15 protein-coding genes are annotated in these 17,665 nt (G+C 41.3%); 7 read left to right on the forward strand and 8 right to left on the reverse strand.

All coding sequences use genetic code 11. From position 1 onward, the window contains the following. Positions 1 to 96: 96 nt before the first annotated feature. From QZ379_RS01605 to QZ379_RS01615, 3 genes are all read right to left on the reverse strand, one after another. A complete protein-coding gene (locus QZ379_RS01605) occupies positions 97 to 798 on the reverse strand; it encodes a GDSL-type esterase/lipase family protein (RefSeq protein ID WP_291557517.1) in 702 nt (233 codons plus the stop codon). Positions 799 to 949: 151 nt separating this feature from the next. Further along, positions 950 to 2,338 carry a sugar porter family MFS transporter gene (locus QZ379_RS01610; RefSeq protein WP_291557520.1) on the reverse strand — a complete coding sequence of 463 codons (1,389 nt, stop codon included), beginning with the start codon at positions 2,336 to 2,338 and terminating at the stop codon, positions 950 to 952. A gap of 51 nt (positions 2,339 to 2,389) precedes the next feature. After that, on the reverse strand, positions 2,390 to 5,176 hold the full coding sequence (locus QZ379_RS01615; protein ID WP_291557523.1) for a glycoside hydrolase family 2 protein: 2,787 nt from the start codon (positions 5,174 to 5,176) through the stop codon (positions 2,390 to 2,392). A gap of 150 nt (positions 5,177 to 5,326) precedes the next feature. On the opposite strand from QZ379_RS01615, the gene QZ379_RS01620 reads away from it, so the two are divergent. Then, on the forward strand, positions 5,327 to 6,208 hold the full coding sequence (locus tag QZ379_RS01620) for an AraC family transcriptional regulator (protein ID WP_291557525.1): 882 nt from the start codon (positions 5,327 to 5,329) through the stop codon (positions 6,206 to 6,208). A gap of 13 nt (positions 6,209 to 6,221) precedes the next feature. Here QZ379_RS01620 and QZ379_RS01625 read toward each other — a convergent pair whose 3' ends face one another. Further along, the gene (locus tag QZ379_RS01625; RefSeq protein WP_291557528.1) at positions 6,222 to 6,929 is read right to left on the reverse strand and encodes a TIGR02757 family protein; all 708 of its coding nucleotides are present in this window, start codon (positions 6,927 to 6,929) and stop codon (positions 6,222 to 6,224) included. A gap of 109 nt (positions 6,930 to 7,038) precedes the next feature. Next, positions 7,039 to 7,824 carry an META domain-containing protein gene (locus QZ379_RS01630; protein ID WP_291557531.1) on the reverse strand — a complete coding sequence of 262 codons (786 nt, stop codon included), beginning with the start codon at positions 7,822 to 7,824 and terminating at the stop codon, positions 7,039 to 7,041. Between the two features lie 213 nt (positions 7,825 to 8,037). Here QZ379_RS01630 and QZ379_RS01635 point away from each other — a divergent pair, with 213 nt between their 5' ends. The 6 genes from QZ379_RS01635 (at position 8,038) to rfbB (ending at position 13,684) form a co-directional block, all read left to right on the forward strand. After that, positions 8,038 to 9,231, forward strand: coding sequence for a saccharopine dehydrogenase family protein (locus QZ379_RS01635; RefSeq protein WP_154044693.1), 1,194 nt, complete (start codon positions 8,038 to 8,040; stop codon positions 9,229 to 9,231). Between the two features lie 108 nt (positions 9,232 to 9,339). After that, on the forward strand, positions 9,340 to 9,789 hold the full coding sequence (bcp, locus tag QZ379_RS01640) for a thioredoxin-dependent thiol peroxidase (RefSeq protein WP_291557537.1): 450 nt from the start codon (positions 9,340 to 9,342) through the stop codon (positions 9,787 to 9,789). A 17-nt stretch (positions 9,790 to 9,806) separates the two neighbouring features. Next, positions 9,807 to 10,856 carry a recombinase RecA gene (recA, locus tag QZ379_RS01645; RefSeq protein WP_291557539.1) on the forward strand — a complete coding sequence of 350 codons (1,050 nt, stop codon included), beginning with the start codon at positions 9,807 to 9,809 and terminating at the stop codon, positions 10,854 to 10,856. Between the two features lie 166 nt (positions 10,857 to 11,022). Next, on the forward strand, positions 11,023 to 11,970 hold the full coding sequence (locus tag QZ379_RS01650; RefSeq protein ID WP_291557541.1) for a hypothetical protein: 948 nt from the start codon (positions 11,023 to 11,025) through the stop codon (positions 11,968 to 11,970). Between the two features lie 16 nt (positions 11,971 to 11,986). After that, a complete protein-coding gene (locus tag QZ379_RS01655) occupies positions 11,987 to 12,478 on the forward strand; it encodes a metallophosphoesterase family protein (RefSeq protein ID WP_291557544.1) in 492 nt (163 codons plus the stop codon). A 66-nt stretch (positions 12,479 to 12,544) separates the two neighbouring features. Next, the gene (gene rfbB / locus QZ379_RS01660; RefSeq protein WP_291557546.1) at positions 12,545 to 13,684 is read left to right on the forward strand and encodes a dTDP-glucose 4,6-dehydratase; all 1,140 of its coding nucleotides are present in this window, start codon (positions 12,545 to 12,547) and stop codon (positions 13,682 to 13,684) included. Between the two features lie 72 nt (positions 13,685 to 13,756). Here rfbB and QZ379_RS01665 read toward each other — a convergent pair whose 3' ends face one another. Genes QZ379_RS01665 through QZ379_RS01675 form a run of 3 tightly spaced genes read right to left on the reverse strand, consistent with a single transcriptional unit; the run spans position 13,757 to position 17,577 of the window. Further along, on the reverse strand, positions 13,757 to 15,271 hold the full coding sequence (locus tag QZ379_RS01665; protein ID WP_291557550.1) for an MBOAT family protein: 1,515 nt from the start codon (positions 15,269 to 15,271) through the stop codon (positions 13,757 to 13,759). Beyond that, the gene (locus QZ379_RS01670; protein ID WP_291557553.1) at positions 15,249 to 16,214 is read right to left on the reverse strand and encodes a GDSL-type esterase/lipase family protein; all 966 of its coding nucleotides are present in this window, start codon (positions 16,212 to 16,214) and stop codon (positions 15,249 to 15,251) included. The genes QZ379_RS01665 and QZ379_RS01670 overlap by 23 nt, the downstream gene beginning before the upstream one ends. Next, on the reverse strand, positions 16,201 to 17,577 hold the full coding sequence (locus QZ379_RS01675) for an SGNH/GDSL hydrolase family protein (RefSeq protein ID WP_291557556.1): 1,377 nt from the start codon (positions 17,575 to 17,577) through the stop codon (positions 16,201 to 16,203). The genes QZ379_RS01670 and QZ379_RS01675 overlap by 14 nt, the downstream gene beginning before the upstream one ends. Positions 17,578 to 17,665 lie beyond the last annotated feature (88 nt).

The raw sequence follows: 17,665 nt of genomic DNA on the forward strand, positions 1-17,665 counted from the left end.
TTTGTAATTATTTATGATGCAAAAATCGCAAAAATGAATTGATTAAAAAATGTAATAAATGTTCGTTATGATGTATAAAAACTCGCATTTATATAATTAATAAAACCAAGTCATTATTTCTGCAGCTACGCTACTGTGGCCTGCCGGATTTGGATGATTATTTTGACTCATATATTTCTTCAGATCTTCTCCATTTTTTGCTTTATCGTAAAATATCTTGTATGAATCAACCAATCCGACTTTATATTCTTCTGCAAGTTTTCTAATCATTTCTGCATGTGCAGCCAATGGAGTATTTTCATCAAGTATATCTTCTTTTAAATCAGGTGTTGGAGCCAGCAGAATAAGTTTAATACCCTTTTTCAATGTAGTTTCAATCATCTTTCTCCATGCTTTCTCCGCCCTTTCCAAACCTATTCCCCTGTCATTCAAAGCATAATCTATAAAAAGTACATCCGGACGATGAGTAAGTACTTCTTTCTTGAATCTTTTTTCTCCCTGTTCTGCCTGCTCTCCTCCTATGGAAGTTGTAATAACATTTACTACAGCAAAAGGATATTGTGTTTTAATACCATGGAGCAGCATATGAGGATATGCCTGCAATGTATTAACTATTGGAGTACGGGCATATCCGGTAGGTACACTGTGACCATGAAATACAATATTGAGAGTTCTGTTCTTAGGCCATTTCTTTACCAATTCATTTTTAAATTCTGAAAGATAAGTTTCTTTATCTGCAATTTGGGCTGATAACGATACTGAACAAAAAAATAATACTGCTAACAAAATCTTTTTCATAATACAACAAATTAGAAATTAATACAAATAATAACGGTTTATGAACTGATATTCATAAAATCCGTTATTATATCCCGAAAAAACAAGTTTCCCCTAAGTTTAAACTAATGTTATCCCTATACAATCTATATTAACCCTAAACAAAAAAAAATCACTTAACCAATTCTTTTTCAAGTTCCTCCAACGATTTTCCCTTAGTTTCAGGAATACGGCGAAGCACAAATATGAAACCGCAGAAACAGATTACCGCATAAAGCATGAATGTTCCTCCTGTACCAAGACCTGAATTCAGGAACGGGAATGTGTAAGTAAGCAGGAACGATGCTATCCATAATGCTGCTGTACATACTGCCATTGCTACACCACGCACCTTGTTCGGGAATATTTCAGAAAGCAATACCCAAGTGACAGGTCCTAATGACATGGCATAGAAACCTATGGCAAGAACTACGAATATAATCATTATAAATCCTTTGAACTCAAAGAAATAGCTCAGACCTAAAAGAGTATAGATACCTGCCAGACCTATAGAACCTATCATCATCAGAGTCTTGCGGCCCAAACGGTCTACAGTATAGATTGCAACAAATGTAAATACCAAATTGGCTATACCGGTCACTACTATATTCATCAGAACGTCTGATATACCGTAACCTGCAGCCTGGAATATTTCCTGAGCATAGTTGAAGATTACGTTTGTACCGCTCCACTGCTGGAACATCGCCACTACAATACCTATTATCAGTACATTACGCATTTTTGAAGAGAACAGAAGCGATAAGGCTCCCTTCTCTGAATGCGATGATGCACCTGCCTTGGAATAACTTTCTATTTCTTCATAAGCGTATTCCTGACCACCTATTGATGAAAGAACCTTGCGTGCCTGTTCATAGCGCTTAACGCTTGCAAGCCAGCGTGGACTTTCAGGAATGAACATTGACAAAAGGAAGAACAAACCCGAAGGAACACATACCGCCCAGAACATCCATCTCCATCCTGTCTGACCGTTCCATGAATTGAGAATGTCTGCCGATGTAGCATCTGCTGCAACCGGATCGGCTATCAGCATATTGACTATTTGTGCTCCCAAAATACCGAGCACGATGGTGAGCTGATTTAGTGTCACTAATTTTCCGCGAATATGTGTAGGAGCAACTTCAGCAATATACATAGGCGACAAATCGGCAGCCAACCCGATAGCCATACCACCTACAAGACGAGCTAATATAAATGTAGGTATTGATGTAGAAGCTCCTGTAGCCCAAGACGAAACGAAGAATACGAAAGCTGAAAATATCAACAGTTTTTTTCTACCGTATTTATCGGCAAGGAATCCGGCCATAGTAGCACCAAGAAGACATCCTAACAATGCTATACTCATAGTGAGAGCCTGCATGCCTTCATTACCAGCAATATCAAAATATACTTCGTAGAATGGTTTTGCACCACCTATCACTACCCAGTCGTAACCAAAGAGCAGACCTCCCATGGCCGAAACAAGGCATATGAAATAAATGAAAAGTTTATTATAAGTTTTCATGGTTTTGTAAGTTTTTCTTATTCTTTATGTTCTTTTGTTCTTATGTCGAAATCAATAAATTCCGCTTGCCGACTGCTTCTTATTGTTTGCAGTACCGAAAACATTCTTTATTTTCTCAAGACCTGTCATCTGGGATGGATTGAACTCTGCACTGTTCATATAATCAAGTATAGAGCACAGCATCTGTTTTGCCACAGGACGTTTGTCAAGCGATTTTTCCAAATCGAAAGTAGCGAGCATAAGCTTTCCTTTTCCTACACTTCCTTCATACAAAGATGCCAAACGGCGGTTATTCACAAAATTGTCCACCATCTCGACTACAGGCTTACCTCCTTGCAGACTGTCTACAACCAAAGTAGTAGAGTTAATGTTCAAATCCCACCACTGCCAGTCGGTATGCATTTCTGTAGGGAAATCATCCAAAGCAGGATGTTCAGGATTGCATAAAACTCCCATTGTGCTTGCCTGGTTCGGGAAATGAACAGGACTCCAGAACACCGGTACGAATTTTCCTTCTATACCCTGAAGCGTACGCCAGTCAGGATTAAACAGGACTTTATCTCCATTCTGAAGAAGTTTCACAGCTTCAGCATAATTTCTTGTGTATTTCACATCTCCCCATTCAGGTGTTATATCAGAAGGATATACCCATATATTCCAGCGGTTACGGTATTCCGTTCCTTCAAGAGATACACATACTTCAAGCTGTGAAGCTTTCTCTATCTTACCGAGAGGCAACTCTATCTTACCGATTCCTCCATTATGGCCGATAATAAGTTTTTCAGCCGGAACACTGCCCTCACCTATTACTTTATCTTCCGATGTAACCTTCCATGACAATTCCTTATTGTTCAATTCTTCAGCTCCATAATTGCACAATTCCATATCAGCCGTAAATGTTTCATTATTTGTATATACAGCTTTAGGGAAACGGAGCAACGGAACTATAGGCGAACAGAATTCACGGAATTCCTCTCCTGTTATAATACCCTTACTTTCCCAGAAAGCATTGAGCAGACCGACCAATGCTGTTCCCTGTCCCGGGAAGTCATGAAGGTCAAGCAACTGGAATCCGCTGTTTCCCGGAGTTTTCAAAGCACGTTCTATCTCCTCCTTATATAATATAGAGGCAAGTTTGCCTGATGCCATCAGATAGTCATGAGCCTTGTTTATCAGACCTTTCTTTTCAAGGTCAGCCTTTACAGCCATGAAATTCAATGGAATAAGCGTTCCTGTATATTTGGAGATTTCATTTATGTCGGGATAAACAGAGTACTGTCCTACCTCGTGTGTAACCAATGGTACATTCATGTCTTTTATAGCCTTACGGAAGTCCTTGTTAAATGAAGGAAGCTGATTATTGAACACTCCTTGCCCACGAACCCAACCTTTCTTTGTCCATTGAGTAACAAAGAAATCATCGTTAGGCTCAGGCCATACTCCATGTCCTTTTTCAAAAGTAAACGATGTAGTGGTATACAGATGTCTTGAATCCGCCTCTTTCATTTCCTTCAGCATATTTCCCATGACATTGAAATCATACTGCAACTCGTTACCCAAAGCCCAGAAGCAGAAGGAAGGATGATTTCCATATTCCTTACTGATACGCTTGGCCTCGGCACGAAGGAAATCTATTGTAGGCCGGTCTTTTCCTAAAGTAACACTCCACACCGGAAGCTCTATCTGAATATAGAATCCCATTTCGTCAGCCACATTGAATGCCGCTTCAGGCGGACACCATGAATGGAAACGCAAATGATTCATTCCATATTCACGGGCAGATGAATAAAGTTTTCTCCATGATTCTTCATCTGTAGGAGGATTTCCCGTAAGAGGGAAGATACAACACTCCAAAGTTCCTCTCAAGAACATCGGATTGCCATTCAGCATGAGTTTGTTTCCCTCATTAACCAAATGGCGCATACCGAATGTTTCTGTCTTTCCTGAATTTATCTTTTTACCTTTAACCTCTACCTTAGCCGTATATAGATATGGATTAAATTCATTCCACAACGGAGCATCCTCACCAAGACTGTATTCAACCTCGATTTCAGACATTCCGGGTTTTACTGTAACATTTTTCTTGTCCGACACATATTTCTTGCCATCCGATTTTCCCTTCACATCCACTGTAAGAGATAATTCTTCAGCTTTATCCAATGTATTTGCCAATGCTACAACTGCTCTGACTTTTCCTGAAGTTGCATCCGGATATATCTGTACATTGTCAATCCTGATTTTATCCACCGCTTCAATATACATATCGCCGAGAATACCGTTCCATTTCACCTGAGTATCTTCCGTGTATGCATGAGCCAATTCCTTGACTGAGATATCATAGCGTTTTCTGTTGTCTACTCTTACTGTTATAAGATGTTTGCAGCCGCTTTTAAGATAAGGAGTAAGATTATACTCATGAGGTGTAGTAAGGCTTTCTTCGTGTCCTTCCACCTTCTGTCCGTCTATCCATACCTGAGTATCCCACAGGACTCTTTCCAAATGTAAAATATAATCTTTTCCATCCCAGTCCGACGGAACCTGTATTTCTTTTGAATACCAGGCCGGACCGATATAACTGTACGCTCTGGTGAGATGCAGAAGCTGAGGCTTTGTCAGCTCCGGCTGCAAAGTACATTTCGTACCAAGTTTTGCCGCATCAGTCGTACCGGGCAACATGATTTTGTTTTCATACAGTTTTCCTGACCATGACTCACTTATACCTGCATCTGCACTGTCAAGTCTGACTGTCCACTCACCTGAAAGATTCAACTGTCCCACATGACCGTTGCATGATGCCATCTGTAAAAGCATTAAAGAAGCTAAGAATGCATTTTTCATTATATTATCGTTTTTATTATATTTTTCTGAATGCAAAATAACATTATTTCCAATTCATACAAAATGTATTTTATATCTTATTTGATGTAAAATAACTCTAAACCAAAAGTTTTTATTATCTTTGTAGAAACTTTAAATAATACTTACTCCATGGAACGCAAAAAAGACGGTTTTGACGGGCAGAGGGCTATCGTACTTCCACAGACGATAAAAGACTTGCTGAAATCTAACGAACTTACCTCATTATTATATATTACCGATATAGGATTTTATCCCAATGCCAACGGGCACTACCGCATACGCAAGGAGGGAGCAGAACAGAATATACTTATTTATTGTACCGACGGGAAAGGATGGATAAGTACAAACGGTACGAAACATGAACTGAAAAAAGAGGAGTTTTTCATAATAGAAGCCGGAACGCCGCATTCGTACGGAGCTTCGGAAAAAGAACCGTGGAGCATCTACTGGGTACACTTTACAGGCGAGAAAAGCCATCTGTTCAATTCTATATATAATATGGTGATAAGAATAGACGAGGCACCGGAGGCCAGATTCAAGGACCGTCTGCTGATGTTTGAAGAAATATACCGTAATTTAGAGATGGGCTACAGCTCCGAAAATTTAGAATACGTCACTTTATGCCTCTGGCATTTTATAGCTTCATTCCGTTTTATATCACAGTACAGGGAGGTAAACAAATCAAAGAAAGGCGATATAATACAGGATGCCATAAACTATATGCGAAGCAATATAGAAAAAAGACTGTCGCTTGAGGAAATAGCAGGATGTGTAAATTACTCGGCCTCACACTTCGGACAGATATTCCTTAAAAAGACAGGGCACAGCCCTTTGAACTATTTCAATCAGCTGAAAATCCAAAAGGCGTGCCAGATGCTTGACTTCTCGGATATGAAGATTAAGGAGATAGCCAATGAACTTGGTTTCTATGACCAATATCATTTCTCGAAAACTTTCTTTAAAATCACGGGAGAAACTCCGACGCAGTATAAGAAGAGAAACAAAGGATAATCTCCTACCGACATCAGTCTTTATTATTCACCCCATACCCGAAGAGGGAGAAATCGCCCATACAAGGGTCACCCGAGAATATCTCTGCCAGGGCATTTGTTATTCTCTTGGCATTTGTGAGCGAGAACACAGGTTTGTCCGTAAGACCGAGAAGATGTGCCACACGGCATACGTGGGTGTCAAGAGGTATAATCAGCTCGGCAGCAGACATTCTTTTCCACACTCCGAAATCTACCGGAGAGTTCTGACGCACCATCCAGCGCAGGAACATGTTGAGTTTCTTCTGAGGAGAGCGGTCGGATACCTCAAGAAAAGCACAGAGTTTCTGCATAGGTGTACCGGAATATTCTAAAAGTCTGTCTTCCAAAGTCTTTCCTTCGGAATAGACGGAATAGAGTTTTTCGAGATAGAAACGGAAGTCGGAATGCGACACCATTCTGTAGAAACTGCTCTTGTCGTCGGCGCGGAAATCATCTTTCCATTTTCCGGACAGTATGTATTCAAGAGGTGAATGTCCCATAATGGCGTCCAGTTCGTCCGCCTTGCGGAGTATCATCTTGCGGTTTCCGAAGCAGAGAACAGCCGTAAGCAAACCGGATATTTCAATGTCTTTCTGTTCTGTATATCTGTGTGGGAACTGTACCGGGTCGTCAGGTATAAACGAGGTACAATGGTAGGTGTCTGCCCAGTCGCGCAAAAGTTTTATTGTTTCTGTATTCATAGTTTTAAAAGGGATTTTCAGCATCAATAAAAACGCTTCGTCGTTTGGACTAAAATGACGAAGCGTTTTGTCCAAAACGACGAAGCGTTTTATTTTAACTTGTTTTTCATTATTCACTCAAAGCTTCTCCTGCGTTTTTCACCAACAGAAGAACCTCATTATTTTCTGCATCCATCAGAGATAAAGTACCATCTTCATTCAATACGAATGATGCTACCTTGTTAATAGCCCCAAAAACCTTTCTTTCTGTTTCCATACCCGGTCCGGCCATCATAGTGGTTATCATATGTCCGAACTTCAGAGATGAAGGATTACCCTCTTCCTGCGAGAATGAACCGTTGATGATGTTGCATCCGCCATTGCCGTGTACCGCATTTTCAGCTACATTGAATGAAAGGAACGGAGTCTTGTCGGCCACTTCTACAGCAGCTCCCTCAACCTTAGAGATTTTCCATTCGCCATTGATATCGTTTACAGATACTGCCGGAGCCTCTCTCTTTTCAAGCGACATAAGAACCTTTCCGTCCTTGTCTGTAAGTTCCACACCTGTTGCCGATGATTTGAAACCTGCCACTTCATTCAGAGCTTCAAGCACTTTCCGTTCTGTGTCCATATCAGGACACATCATACGTGTAGATGCTACATTAGTAAGACCTATATGTCCCGGGTTTACTGAATCAATCTCAAATCCACCCATGATTCTGTTACATCCGGCATTACCGTAAAGTCTTCCGTTTTCTGTATCAAAACCTATATATGGATTTCCTGTAACCTGCTTACCTTCAACAGAAACTACATTCCACTCACCGGTAATATCTACTGATTTAGTTGTTGTTCCGCAAGATGACAATAAAACTGCTGCTAATGCAGCTGCACTGATTAATGTTTTCTTCATATTCTTTCCTTCTATTGTTCTACATACTTACAATAACAAAAGCCTTCTGCCTTTGTTCATGCAAAATTAATAAACTATTGTATCAAATGTTTCATTCCAATATAAAAATTGCGATATTTGAATAATACTGCATGCAGTTCTGAAAAAAGTCTTATCTTTGCATACTGAACGGTAACGTTTACCGGGAATTAAAATTTCACATTAATAAGTTAAATGAGTAAAGTATTGATTATCGGTGCAGGCGGTGTAGGTACCGTTGTTGCACACAAGGTGGCTCAGCATCCTGAAGTGTTCACAGAAGTGATGATTGCAAGCCGCACCCAGTCAAAATGTGACGCGATTGTAAAAGCAATCGGTAACCCAAACATCAAAACCGCTAAGGTAGATGCAGACAATGTGGCCGAACTGGTGGCTTTATTCAACAGTTTTAAACCCGAAATCGTTATTAACGTAGCTCTTCCTTATCAGGATTTGACAATTATGGAAGCTTGCCTGCAGGCAGGTGTGAACTATCTTGATACAGCCAACTATGAGCCTAAAGACGAAGCTCATTTTGAATACAGCTGGCAGTGGGCTTACAAGAAACGTTTCGAAGATGCAGGTCTGACTGCAATCCTCGGATGCGGATTCGACCCGGGAGTGAGCGGTGTATATACTGCATATGCGGCTAAACACCACTTCGACGAAATGCACTACCTCGACATCGTGGACTGCAACGCAGGAAACCACCACAAGGCATTTGCAACTAACTTCAACCCTGAAATAAATATCCGCGAAATCACTCAGAACGGACGTTACTGGGAAGACGGGAAATGGGTAACTACAAAACCTTTGGAATTCCACAAGGATTTGACTTATCCAAACATCGGCCCTCGCGATTCATATCTGCTTTATCACGAAGAACTTGAATCATTGGTCAAGAATTTCCCTACTATCAAGCGTGCACGCTTCTGGATGACTTTCGGTCAGGAATATCTTACTCACCTGAGAGTGATACAAAACATCGGTATGGCAAGCATCGAGCCTATCAACTATAACGGTATGGAAATCGTACCATTGCAGTTCCTGAAAGCTGTATTGCCTAACCCACAGGATCTTGGCGAAAACTACGAAGGTGAAACTTCTATCGGATGCCGTATCCGCGGTGTGAAAGACGGAAAGGAACGTACTTACTACGTTTACAACAACTGTTCTCACCAGGCTGCTTACAAGGAAACAGGCATGCAGGGTGTAAGCTATACTACAGGTGTGCCGGCAATGATTGGTGCAATGATGTTCCTGAAAGGATTGTGGAAACGTCCTGGAGTATGGAACGTGGAAGAATTCGATCCGGACCCATTTATGGAAGCATTGAATATGTACGGATTGCCATGGCATGAAGTGTTCGACGGAGATTTGGAACTTTAATAATAAGATAATAAGGCTACAGTTACGAGTTGACAAGGTTGCCATACGGATAGACAGCCTTGTCAACTTATCATCTTGTAGACTTGTCAACTAAATAAAAAGCCTGATATGAATGTAGGAGACAAGGCACCCGACTTTTTGGGACTGAACGAAAAAGGCGAAGAAATACGCCTGAGCAATTACAAAGGGAAGAAAGTAGCACTCTACTTCTATCCTAAAGACATGACCAGCGGATGTACTGCACAGGCATGTAATCTGCGCGACAACTACGAAGCTCTGCAAAATGCAGGATACGAAATTATAGGTGTAAGCATACAGGATGCGAAATCGCACCAGAAATTCATTGAAAAGAACAGTCTGCCATTCACCATCATTGCTGATACAGAACAGAAACTGGTTCAGGAATTCGGCGTATGGGGCGAAAAGAGCATGTACGGCAGAAAATATATGGGAACATTCCGTACTACGTTCATTATCAATAAAGAAGGTGTGATAGAAAGAATCATTTCTCCTAAAGAGGTGAAGACAAAAGACCACGCGGCACAGATTTTGAAATAATAAAATAAATAAGAAATATGGCAAAGAAAGACGAACTGGAATTTGAAGGCGGTATCGACAGTACTTCAAAACCTAACAACTCGGAGAAACTGAAGGCGCTGCAGGCTGCCATGGACAAGATAGAAAAGAACTTCGGAAAAGGTTCAATCATGAAAATGGGTGATGACCATGTGGAAGAAGTTGAAGTTATACCAAGCGGTTCGATAGGACTTAACGCCGCACTCGGTGTAGGAGGTTATCCTAAGGGACGTATCATCGAGATATATGGTCCTGAATCATCAGGTAAGACTACTCTGGCAATTCATGCCATTGCAGAAGCTCAGAAGGCCGGCGGTATAGCTGCTTTCATCGACGCTGAACATGCGTTCGACCGTTTCTATGCAGCAAAACTTGGTGTAGACATCGACAATCTGCTTATATCGCAGCCGGACAACGGTGAACAGGCTCTCGAAATAGCCGACCAGCTGATACGTTCATCGGCTATCGACATCATCGTAATAGACTCTGTAGCAGCTCTTACTCCTAAGGCTGAAATAGAGGGCGATATGGGCGACAACCGTGTGGGACTTCAGGCACGACTGATGTCACAGGCTCTGAGAAAGCTTACATCTACTATCAACAAGACAAACACTACATGCATCTTCATCAACCAGCTGCGCGAGAAGATTGGTGTAATGTTCGGTAATCCTGAAACTACTACCGGTGGTAACGCGCTTAAGTTCTACGCTTCTGTAAGACTTGACATCCGCCGTTCCACTCAGCTCAAGGACGGTGAGGAAATCATCGGTAACCAGGTAAGAGTGAAAGTTGTGAAGAACAAGGTTGCTCCTCCTTTCCGTAAAGCAGAATTCGACATCATGTTCGGTGAAGGTATTTCAAAGAGCGGCGAAATTATTGACCTCGGTGCAGAACTTGGCATAATCAAGAAGAGCGGTTCCTGGTACAGCTACAACGATACAAAACTCGGACAGGGACGCGATGCGGCAAAAGTTTGCATCCAGGACAACCCGGAACTGGCAGAAGAGCTTGAAGCACAGATTTTTGCAGCTCTGAAAGATAAGGAATAACAGACTTATTCTATACCCAAAGCCATCCACAGCCACAGTATCTTTTGCTTTGCAGTACAAAAAAAACGTAAAAGATACATCAGGATAAGTGTGGATGGCTTTTTTTGTTTAATTTTACAGTGTGAGTATAAAATAAAGACACATAAACCATCAAAATATTAAAGTTATGAGATTATCGCACTGGATTCTATCTGTATTATTGTGCTGTATTTCATTTACAGCATCTGCTCAGAAAAAAATATCATACCGCTTTGCCACACGCGCTGAAGCACAAATGCTGATTACTGATATCGACAATTTTACAAACAGGCTTAACAGCTTCGACATCAATCTGCGCCTTGGCAAAGAAAACGGCAGAAAATCGGAACTCCTAAGACTGGCAATGAACGAAACTCTGAACTGGAGCGAAACCGAGAAAAAGAAAATCACAGCCGCATTCAAATCACTGCAGGCAAAGATAGACAAGCAGAAACTGAAAATCAAATATCCGCAGGAAGTGATATTGGTGAAGACATCAATGAAAGAGGAAATGAATGTGGCAGCATATACCAGAAGAAACTGGATTGCATTGGGAGAAAAGTATATAAACGAATCTACACCGGAAAGTCTTGAATATCTTTTAGCTCACGAAATGTTTCATTTTTTAACAAGAAGCAATAAGGATTTCAAAAAATCTGTATATTCTGTCATAGGATTCAATGTTATCGACAGAGAACTGTTCTTCCCTATAGACATCATAGAAAAAAGAATTTCTAACCCGGATATTGAAATGTATGACAGCTATGCTGAATTTACAATAAACGGACAGAAACAGAAATGCTCGATGATGATTTACTCGGCTATCCCTTTTTCAGCTGAGAAAACGCTTTCAGACTATCTCAGCGTAGGGCTTATTCCTCTGAACGACAGTCTTATTCCTCTACAGGAGAACGGTCAGACAGTGATTTACAGCATAGACCAGGCTGAAGATTTCTATCAGAAAATAGGTAAGAACACAGAATATATCATCAATCCGGAAGAAATACTGGCTGACAACTTTGCCTATCTGGTTACACAAAAGAAAAATCTGCCTAATCCTGAGATTATACAGAAAATAGCAGCCATATTGAGATAACGCAGACGGCAGGAAAATGAAAAGAATAGGATTGCTGTCGGACACTCACGGGTATTGGGATGACCGGTATCTGAAATATTTTGAGGAGTGCGACGAGATATGGCATGCCGGCGACATAGGCTCTACAGAGGTGCTGAAAAGGCTTATGGAGTTCAGACCATTCAGGGGAGTTTATGGCAACATAGACGGACAGGACATACGGAAAATGCTGCCTGAGATTAACAGATTCAGGATTGAGGGTGCGGATATAGTGATAAAACACATAGGAGGATATCCGGGCAAATACGACCCTAAAGTAAAGAATCTGATAATGACAGAGGCGCCTAACCTGCTGGTATGCGGACATTCGCATATTCTGAAAGTAAAATACGACCAGAATTTCGGACTATTGCATATCAATCCGGGAGCTGCCGGAAAGTATGGATTCCATGCAGTCAGAACATTGGTGAGATTCAGTGTCGACAACTGCAATTTTTCCGACTTAGAAGTGATAGAACTGAAAGATTAATCGCGAAAATATTTGTCTGTTCAAGAAATCTTTCCCAAATTTGCACCGGAATTATAAACACTTTTTATGAAAACGTATTTAGTCACAGGAGCCGCAGGCTTCATTGGTTCAAATTACATCAAATACATTCTGAAAAAACACGATGATATTAAGGTAGTTATATTGGATGCGCTGACTTATGCAGGAAATCTTGCAACCATAGCCAACGACATTGACAACGAACGCTGCTTCTTCGTAAAAGGGAATATATGCGACAGCGAACTGGTAGAACGCCTGTTTGCCGACTACAAGTTTGACTGTATAGTAAATTTTGCAGCAGAAAGTCATGTAGACCGCAGTATAGAGGACCCTCAATTATTCCTGCAAACCAATATCCTTGGTACACAGAATCTGATGGATGCTGCAAGAAGGGCTTGGGTGACAGGAAAAGATGAAACAGGATATCCTACATGGAGAAAAGACGTAAGATTCCATCAGGTTTCTACAGATGAGGTTTACGGTTCGTTAGGCGAAGAGGGATATTTCACAGAAACTACTCCTCTATGCCCTCATAGTCCATACAGTGCTTCAAAAGCAAGCGCAGATATGATTGTTATGGCTTATCACGACACTTACAAGATGCCGGTTACAATAACAAGATGCTCAAACAATTATGGACCATACCACTTTCCGGAAAAGCTTATACCGCTGATAATAAAGAATATACTCGAAGGAAAAAGACTTCCGGTGTATGGCGATGGTTCCAACGTGAGAGACTGGCTCTATGTGGAGGACCACTGCAAGGCTATCGACCTCGTTGTAAACAAAGGTAAAGCCGGAGAAGTATATAACGTGGGCGGACATAATGAAAAGAAGAATATCGAAATCGTAAGACTGACCATCAACACTATACATAATATGATGGCGGAAAAGCCTGAACTGAGAAAGGTTCTGAAGAAAAAGGAACTCGATGAGAACGGTGAGATTTCAATCGACTGGATTAATGATTCGCTTATCTCGTATGTAAAAGACAGATTAGGTCACGACCAGCGTTATGCCATTGACCCTACAAAGATTTCTGAAGAATTGGGATGGACTCCTGAAACAAAATTTGAGGACGGTATAGTGAAAACTATCGAATGGTACCTGAACAACCAGGAATGGGTGAAAAACGTAACAAGCGGTGACTACCAGAATTATTACGAGAATATGTACAAGAACAGATAAATAAAGTAGAGAATACCAATAAAAAAAACAGCGGAGCAGGATTTCAATGAATTTTGTTCCGCTGTGTTTTTATTAGAACTGGAAGTATATGAATGGCTGAATGTCGCTGCTCTTCACCTGAATGACTATAAATATGACTGCTATTATCAATATGGCCTGTACGGGCAATGGCATTCTTACAACCATATCCGAACATCTGTTCTGCCAGCTGTCAGGACACCAGTGTAATGCAAATCCCAATCCCATGAGCAGGAAGACCTTCCAATAACCGGTAATCAACTGTACGAAAAGCTCGGGATGGAATGATGTGAAAATCTGCGTTATCATCGACACAGAACCCTCGAATGTGGTATTGCGGAAGAATATCCAGCAGAAACATACGAAATGGAAGGTTATGACAACGGCAAAAATGCGTTTTATACCACTGCTGCGGTAATTCTTTTCTCTACCGACAAGGCTACGGAAGAATTTGTGCAGGGCAAGCGCCACACCGTGCAGACCTCCCCAAACGATGAAATTCCATGATGCTCCGTGCCACAAACCGCCCAATAGCATGGTAAGTATGAGATTAAGATATGTACGGAACTTTCCCTTGCGGTTACCTCCTAACGATATGTAAAGATAATCCCTGAGCCATGTGGAGAGCGAGATATGCCATCTGTGCCAGAAATCGGTTACACTGTCGGACTTGTAAGGTGAGTTAAAGTTGATAGGGAAACGGAATCCCAACAACAGAGCAATACCTATAGCCATATCGCTGTAGCCTGAAAAATCGCAATATATCTGAAGGGCATATCCATACACTCCGAACAGATTCTCTATACCGGAATACAAGGACGGATTTTCAAAGATTCGTTCTACAAAGTTCACACTGATATAATCGGATATGACTGCTTTCTTGAACAGTCCGCTCAATATGAAAAACACTCCCTGACCGAACATCTCGCTACTGACAAAAAGCGGCCGGCGTATCTGAGGGATGAAATCGCGTGCACGGACAATCGGGCCTGCTACAAGCTGCGGAAAGAATGATACATAGAACACGTAGTCAAGCAGATTGTGCAACGGCTTAAGGTCGCCACGATAAACATCAATGGTATAACTGAGCGACTGGAAAGTAAAGAACGATATACCTACAGGAAGGAATATATCGAAAGGACTGAAATTTCCTCCCCAAAGCGGAGACAGCATCTCATAGAAGAAATTGGTATATTTGAAATAGCACAAAAGCCCAAGATTGACACACAGGCTCAGCAATACGAGCAGTTTACGTTTTCCCTTTTCCCGGGTATGTTCCATCACTCTGGCTATTATGAAATCCGTTACGGTCACTATACCTAAAAGAAAGAAATAGAATCCGCTGCTCTTGTAGTAAAAATAATATGAAAAGGCTGAAACAAACAGCAGTCTGAGTGCTGTCTGCTTACGGAGCGCTACATATACAAGACTGAAAGCAAGAAAAAGGAACACAAAGAGTCCGCTACTGAATATCAAAGGTTGCTTAGGGTCATATGTCAGTACTTCAAGTATCTTGTCATAATCAAATCCCAGACTGTTTATAGTATCAATGAATTTTTGTTGCCACATAATCGTTGTATGCTTTAATGAATGCTTCGTGTAACAATAGTCCCTGAAGGGTATATCCTTCGCGGGTGAAATGTATCTTGTCGCGCTGGTACATACCGGCCGTAGTCCAGTTCCTACATGCGAAATTCTCTCCTCCCACTACATCGTAAAGATTCCACACGGCAAAATCATTTTCCGCAGCAAAGTTCTTTTCCGTTTCAACCACCTTTGGAGTTCTCACATTTATCACCCTGCTCCTTCTACCGAACCTTACATATGCGCCCGGAGGGGTTGTTATAAGGAAATCGGCATTGGTACACCCCTTTTTCAGTTCGCCGATAAGATTCTTCATCTGAATACGGTGTTCGGCTGTATTGTAATTTCTGCCATGGGCTTCATTGGTTCCAAAAGACATGATGACCAAATCTGGATTTAGGGAGGTTATCTCTGATATCCTTTCAGGATTGTTGAACGATTCGCAAGTTGCACCGTTTACTCCAAGAATGTGATATACGATTCCCGGTTTGCCGGTTTCCTCTGCCAGGCCTGAAGTGTGGTAAGAAACATTATAGTCGATTACTGCTTCATGTCCGAAATCTCCTTCCAACAACTTACGCATTATATATGGGAACACATGTCCTCGCACGTGCGAATCGCCTATGTGTACAATTCTTACAGGACGGTCTATAACAGACAGTTTCTCCCAAAATCTGTCAAGACTGCCGTTAGGGTCCGTTATGACATTCTCTGTTGTATCTTTAAAACACGAAGGCATGGAACATGACACAGGAATAAACTTCATCAGATTTTCCATGGCTGTGCTTGAATATACCGGACCGGAATTATGGTCGCGCTTAGCTTTCTCAGGCATTATATCCTGTGCGTGTATCACAGAAAAGACCTGAAACAGAAGAATAATTCCGAAAGCCATATTCCGGTATGACAGGAATCTATTCAGCCTCATATGCTTTTCTCTTTTCATATTGTTCCTTTCCATACATTAATGCGTCATACAATAAAGAAGCTATGTGTTTTCCACCACGGAAATTAATGTGGGTATAGTCATAATTGGCCATGGCCGGCTTGGCATTTACCATTTCTGACATACTGCCGTCACCTCCCATGGCATTGAACATATTCCAGAAAGCAACCCCTGTTTCAGCTGCAAGCATCTGCTGGCTTCTGATAAGGCCTTTCACTGCCGGCATGGTTCTGAGATTACCGTTTTCATCCTTGGTTTCACGGTCGCCTATACTTACTATAAGAATTGAAGTTTCCGGAAAACACTTCTTTAAATGCGAAATAACGGATTTCATTCCATCCTTATAGTAAGTATAATCAATTCCACCTTCGAAGGCTACATTCAATCCGTACTGTATTACTATAAGGTCATATTTACGCAGACGGTTGTATTTTCTCAATATGGAACCGGGTATGCCCAAAAGTTGCTGGCCGCTACTGCCTCGGGTACTGAAATTGTCGAGTATTATCCCATGGTCGGAATCCATAGTGGCCGCATAAAATATGGCATCTGAGGAAGCATTCCTTATATTCCATTTTACAGACTTGATATTACCCTTCACCGTAACACACTGGAGTGTGCTGTCGCCCTTCAAACGGAAATCCTGTCCGGCTGCTCCGTTCAGCTGTGCCGTAAGATGCAATGAATCCGAAGTAAGATAGAATAAAGATGACGATGTGCAGGATTCGAGATTTGAAGCATATTTTCCTGTTCCCTCAAGCGATATATATGCTCCCTGAGTGGCATTAAAGTAATTATTTGATATATCCTGCCTGTTTCGTATAAAACCTATTGTATCTGTAACATTATGTGAAGTCCATCCGGCGAAACTGTGTTTAACGGTAGGTCTGAAACCGGGGAATTTGGATGTGACAGGAACATAACCTACCCCACTACCACCAAATTCTTTCTGCAACATATTGCGCAAATCAGCAGTGAGGATATCGCCTTCGATGAATGAATCGCCGAAATAGGCAATTCTTACAGGACGCTTCAACTCCTTAACAGAGGCCAGCGACTGATAGAAATGTGACATACCGTGTGAAGTTGAATCGGAATAGTCCTCTATACATTCTATTCCGGCTTTGCATGAATCCACAAATGCCGGTTTTACAACCGGTAGCAGAGAAAGTGTATCTGCTGAAACAGAGTCTGACTCTGAAACTTCACTTCGTATGTCTGACAACAAATCAACTTTTCTTAAAGATTTGCCTCCGACTTTTATCTCAGGCAAATAGTGCAGGACAATAAGTCCGAATGTCACAAGAAAAGCAAGAAAGAATGTATAATGCAATTTGTTATTCATGAAAAAACAGTTCTATGTAAAAAAAACGCTGCAAATATACACTTTTATATCAATATATAAAAAATGCCGGTACTGACATTACTGAAAG

Origin of the sequence: Bacteroides sp., from assembly GCF_019417265.1 — a bacterium.
Classification (GTDB): Bacteria; Bacteroidota; Bacteroidia; order Bacteroidales; family Bacteroidaceae; genus Phocaeicola.

Bases quoted from the DNA above. Each gene is read 5' to 3' on its own strand.
- QZ379_RS01605 (WP_291557517.1), bottom strand. From the start codon at position 798: ATGAAAAAGATTTTGTTAGCAGTATTATTTTTTTGTTCAGTATCGTTA.
- QZ379_RS01610 (WP_291557520.1), bottom strand. From the start codon at position 2,338: ATGAAAACTTATAATAAACTTTTCATTTATTTCATATGCCTTGTTTCG.
- QZ379_RS01615 (WP_291557523.1), bottom strand. From the start codon at position 5,176: ATGAAAAATGCATTCTTAGCTTCTTTAATGCTTTTACAGATGGCATCA.
- QZ379_RS01620 (WP_291557525.1), top strand. From the start codon at position 5,327: ATGGAACGCAAAAAAGACGGTTTTGACGGGCAGAGGGCTATCGTACTT.
- QZ379_RS01625 (WP_291557528.1), bottom strand. From the start codon at position 6,929: ATGAATACAGAAACAATAAAACTTTTGCGCGACTGGGCAGACACCTAC.
- QZ379_RS01630 (WP_291557531.1), bottom strand. From the start codon at position 7,824: ATGAAGAAAACATTAATCAGTGCAGCTGCATTAGCAGCAGTTTTATTG.
- QZ379_RS01635 (WP_154044693.1), top strand. From the start codon at position 8,038: ATGAGTAAAGTATTGATTATCGGTGCAGGCGGTGTAGGTACCGTTGTT.
- bcp (WP_291557537.1), top strand. From the start codon at position 9,340: ATGAATGTAGGAGACAAGGCACCCGACTTTTTGGGACTGAACGAAAAA.
- recA (WP_291557539.1), top strand. From the start codon at position 9,807: ATGGCAAAGAAAGACGAACTGGAATTTGAAGGCGGTATCGACAGTACT.
- QZ379_RS01650 (WP_291557541.1), top strand. From the start codon at position 11,023: ATGAGATTATCGCACTGGATTCTATCTGTATTATTGTGCTGTATTTCA.
- QZ379_RS01655 (WP_291557544.1), top strand. From the start codon at position 11,987: ATGAAAAGAATAGGATTGCTGTCGGACACTCACGGGTATTGGGATGAC.
- rfbB (WP_291557546.1), top strand. From the start codon at position 12,545: ATGAAAACGTATTTAGTCACAGGAGCCGCAGGCTTCATTGGTTCAAAT.
- QZ379_RS01665 (WP_291557550.1), bottom strand. From the start codon at position 15,271: ATGTGGCAACAAAAATTCATTGATACTATAAACAGTCTGGGATTTGAT.
- QZ379_RS01670 (WP_291557553.1), bottom strand. From the start codon at position 16,214: ATGAGGCTGAATAGATTCCTGTCATACCGGAATATGGCTTTCGGAATT.
- QZ379_RS01675 (WP_291557556.1), bottom strand. From the start codon at position 17,577: ATGAATAACAAATTGCATTATACATTCTTTCTTGCTTTTCTTGTGACA.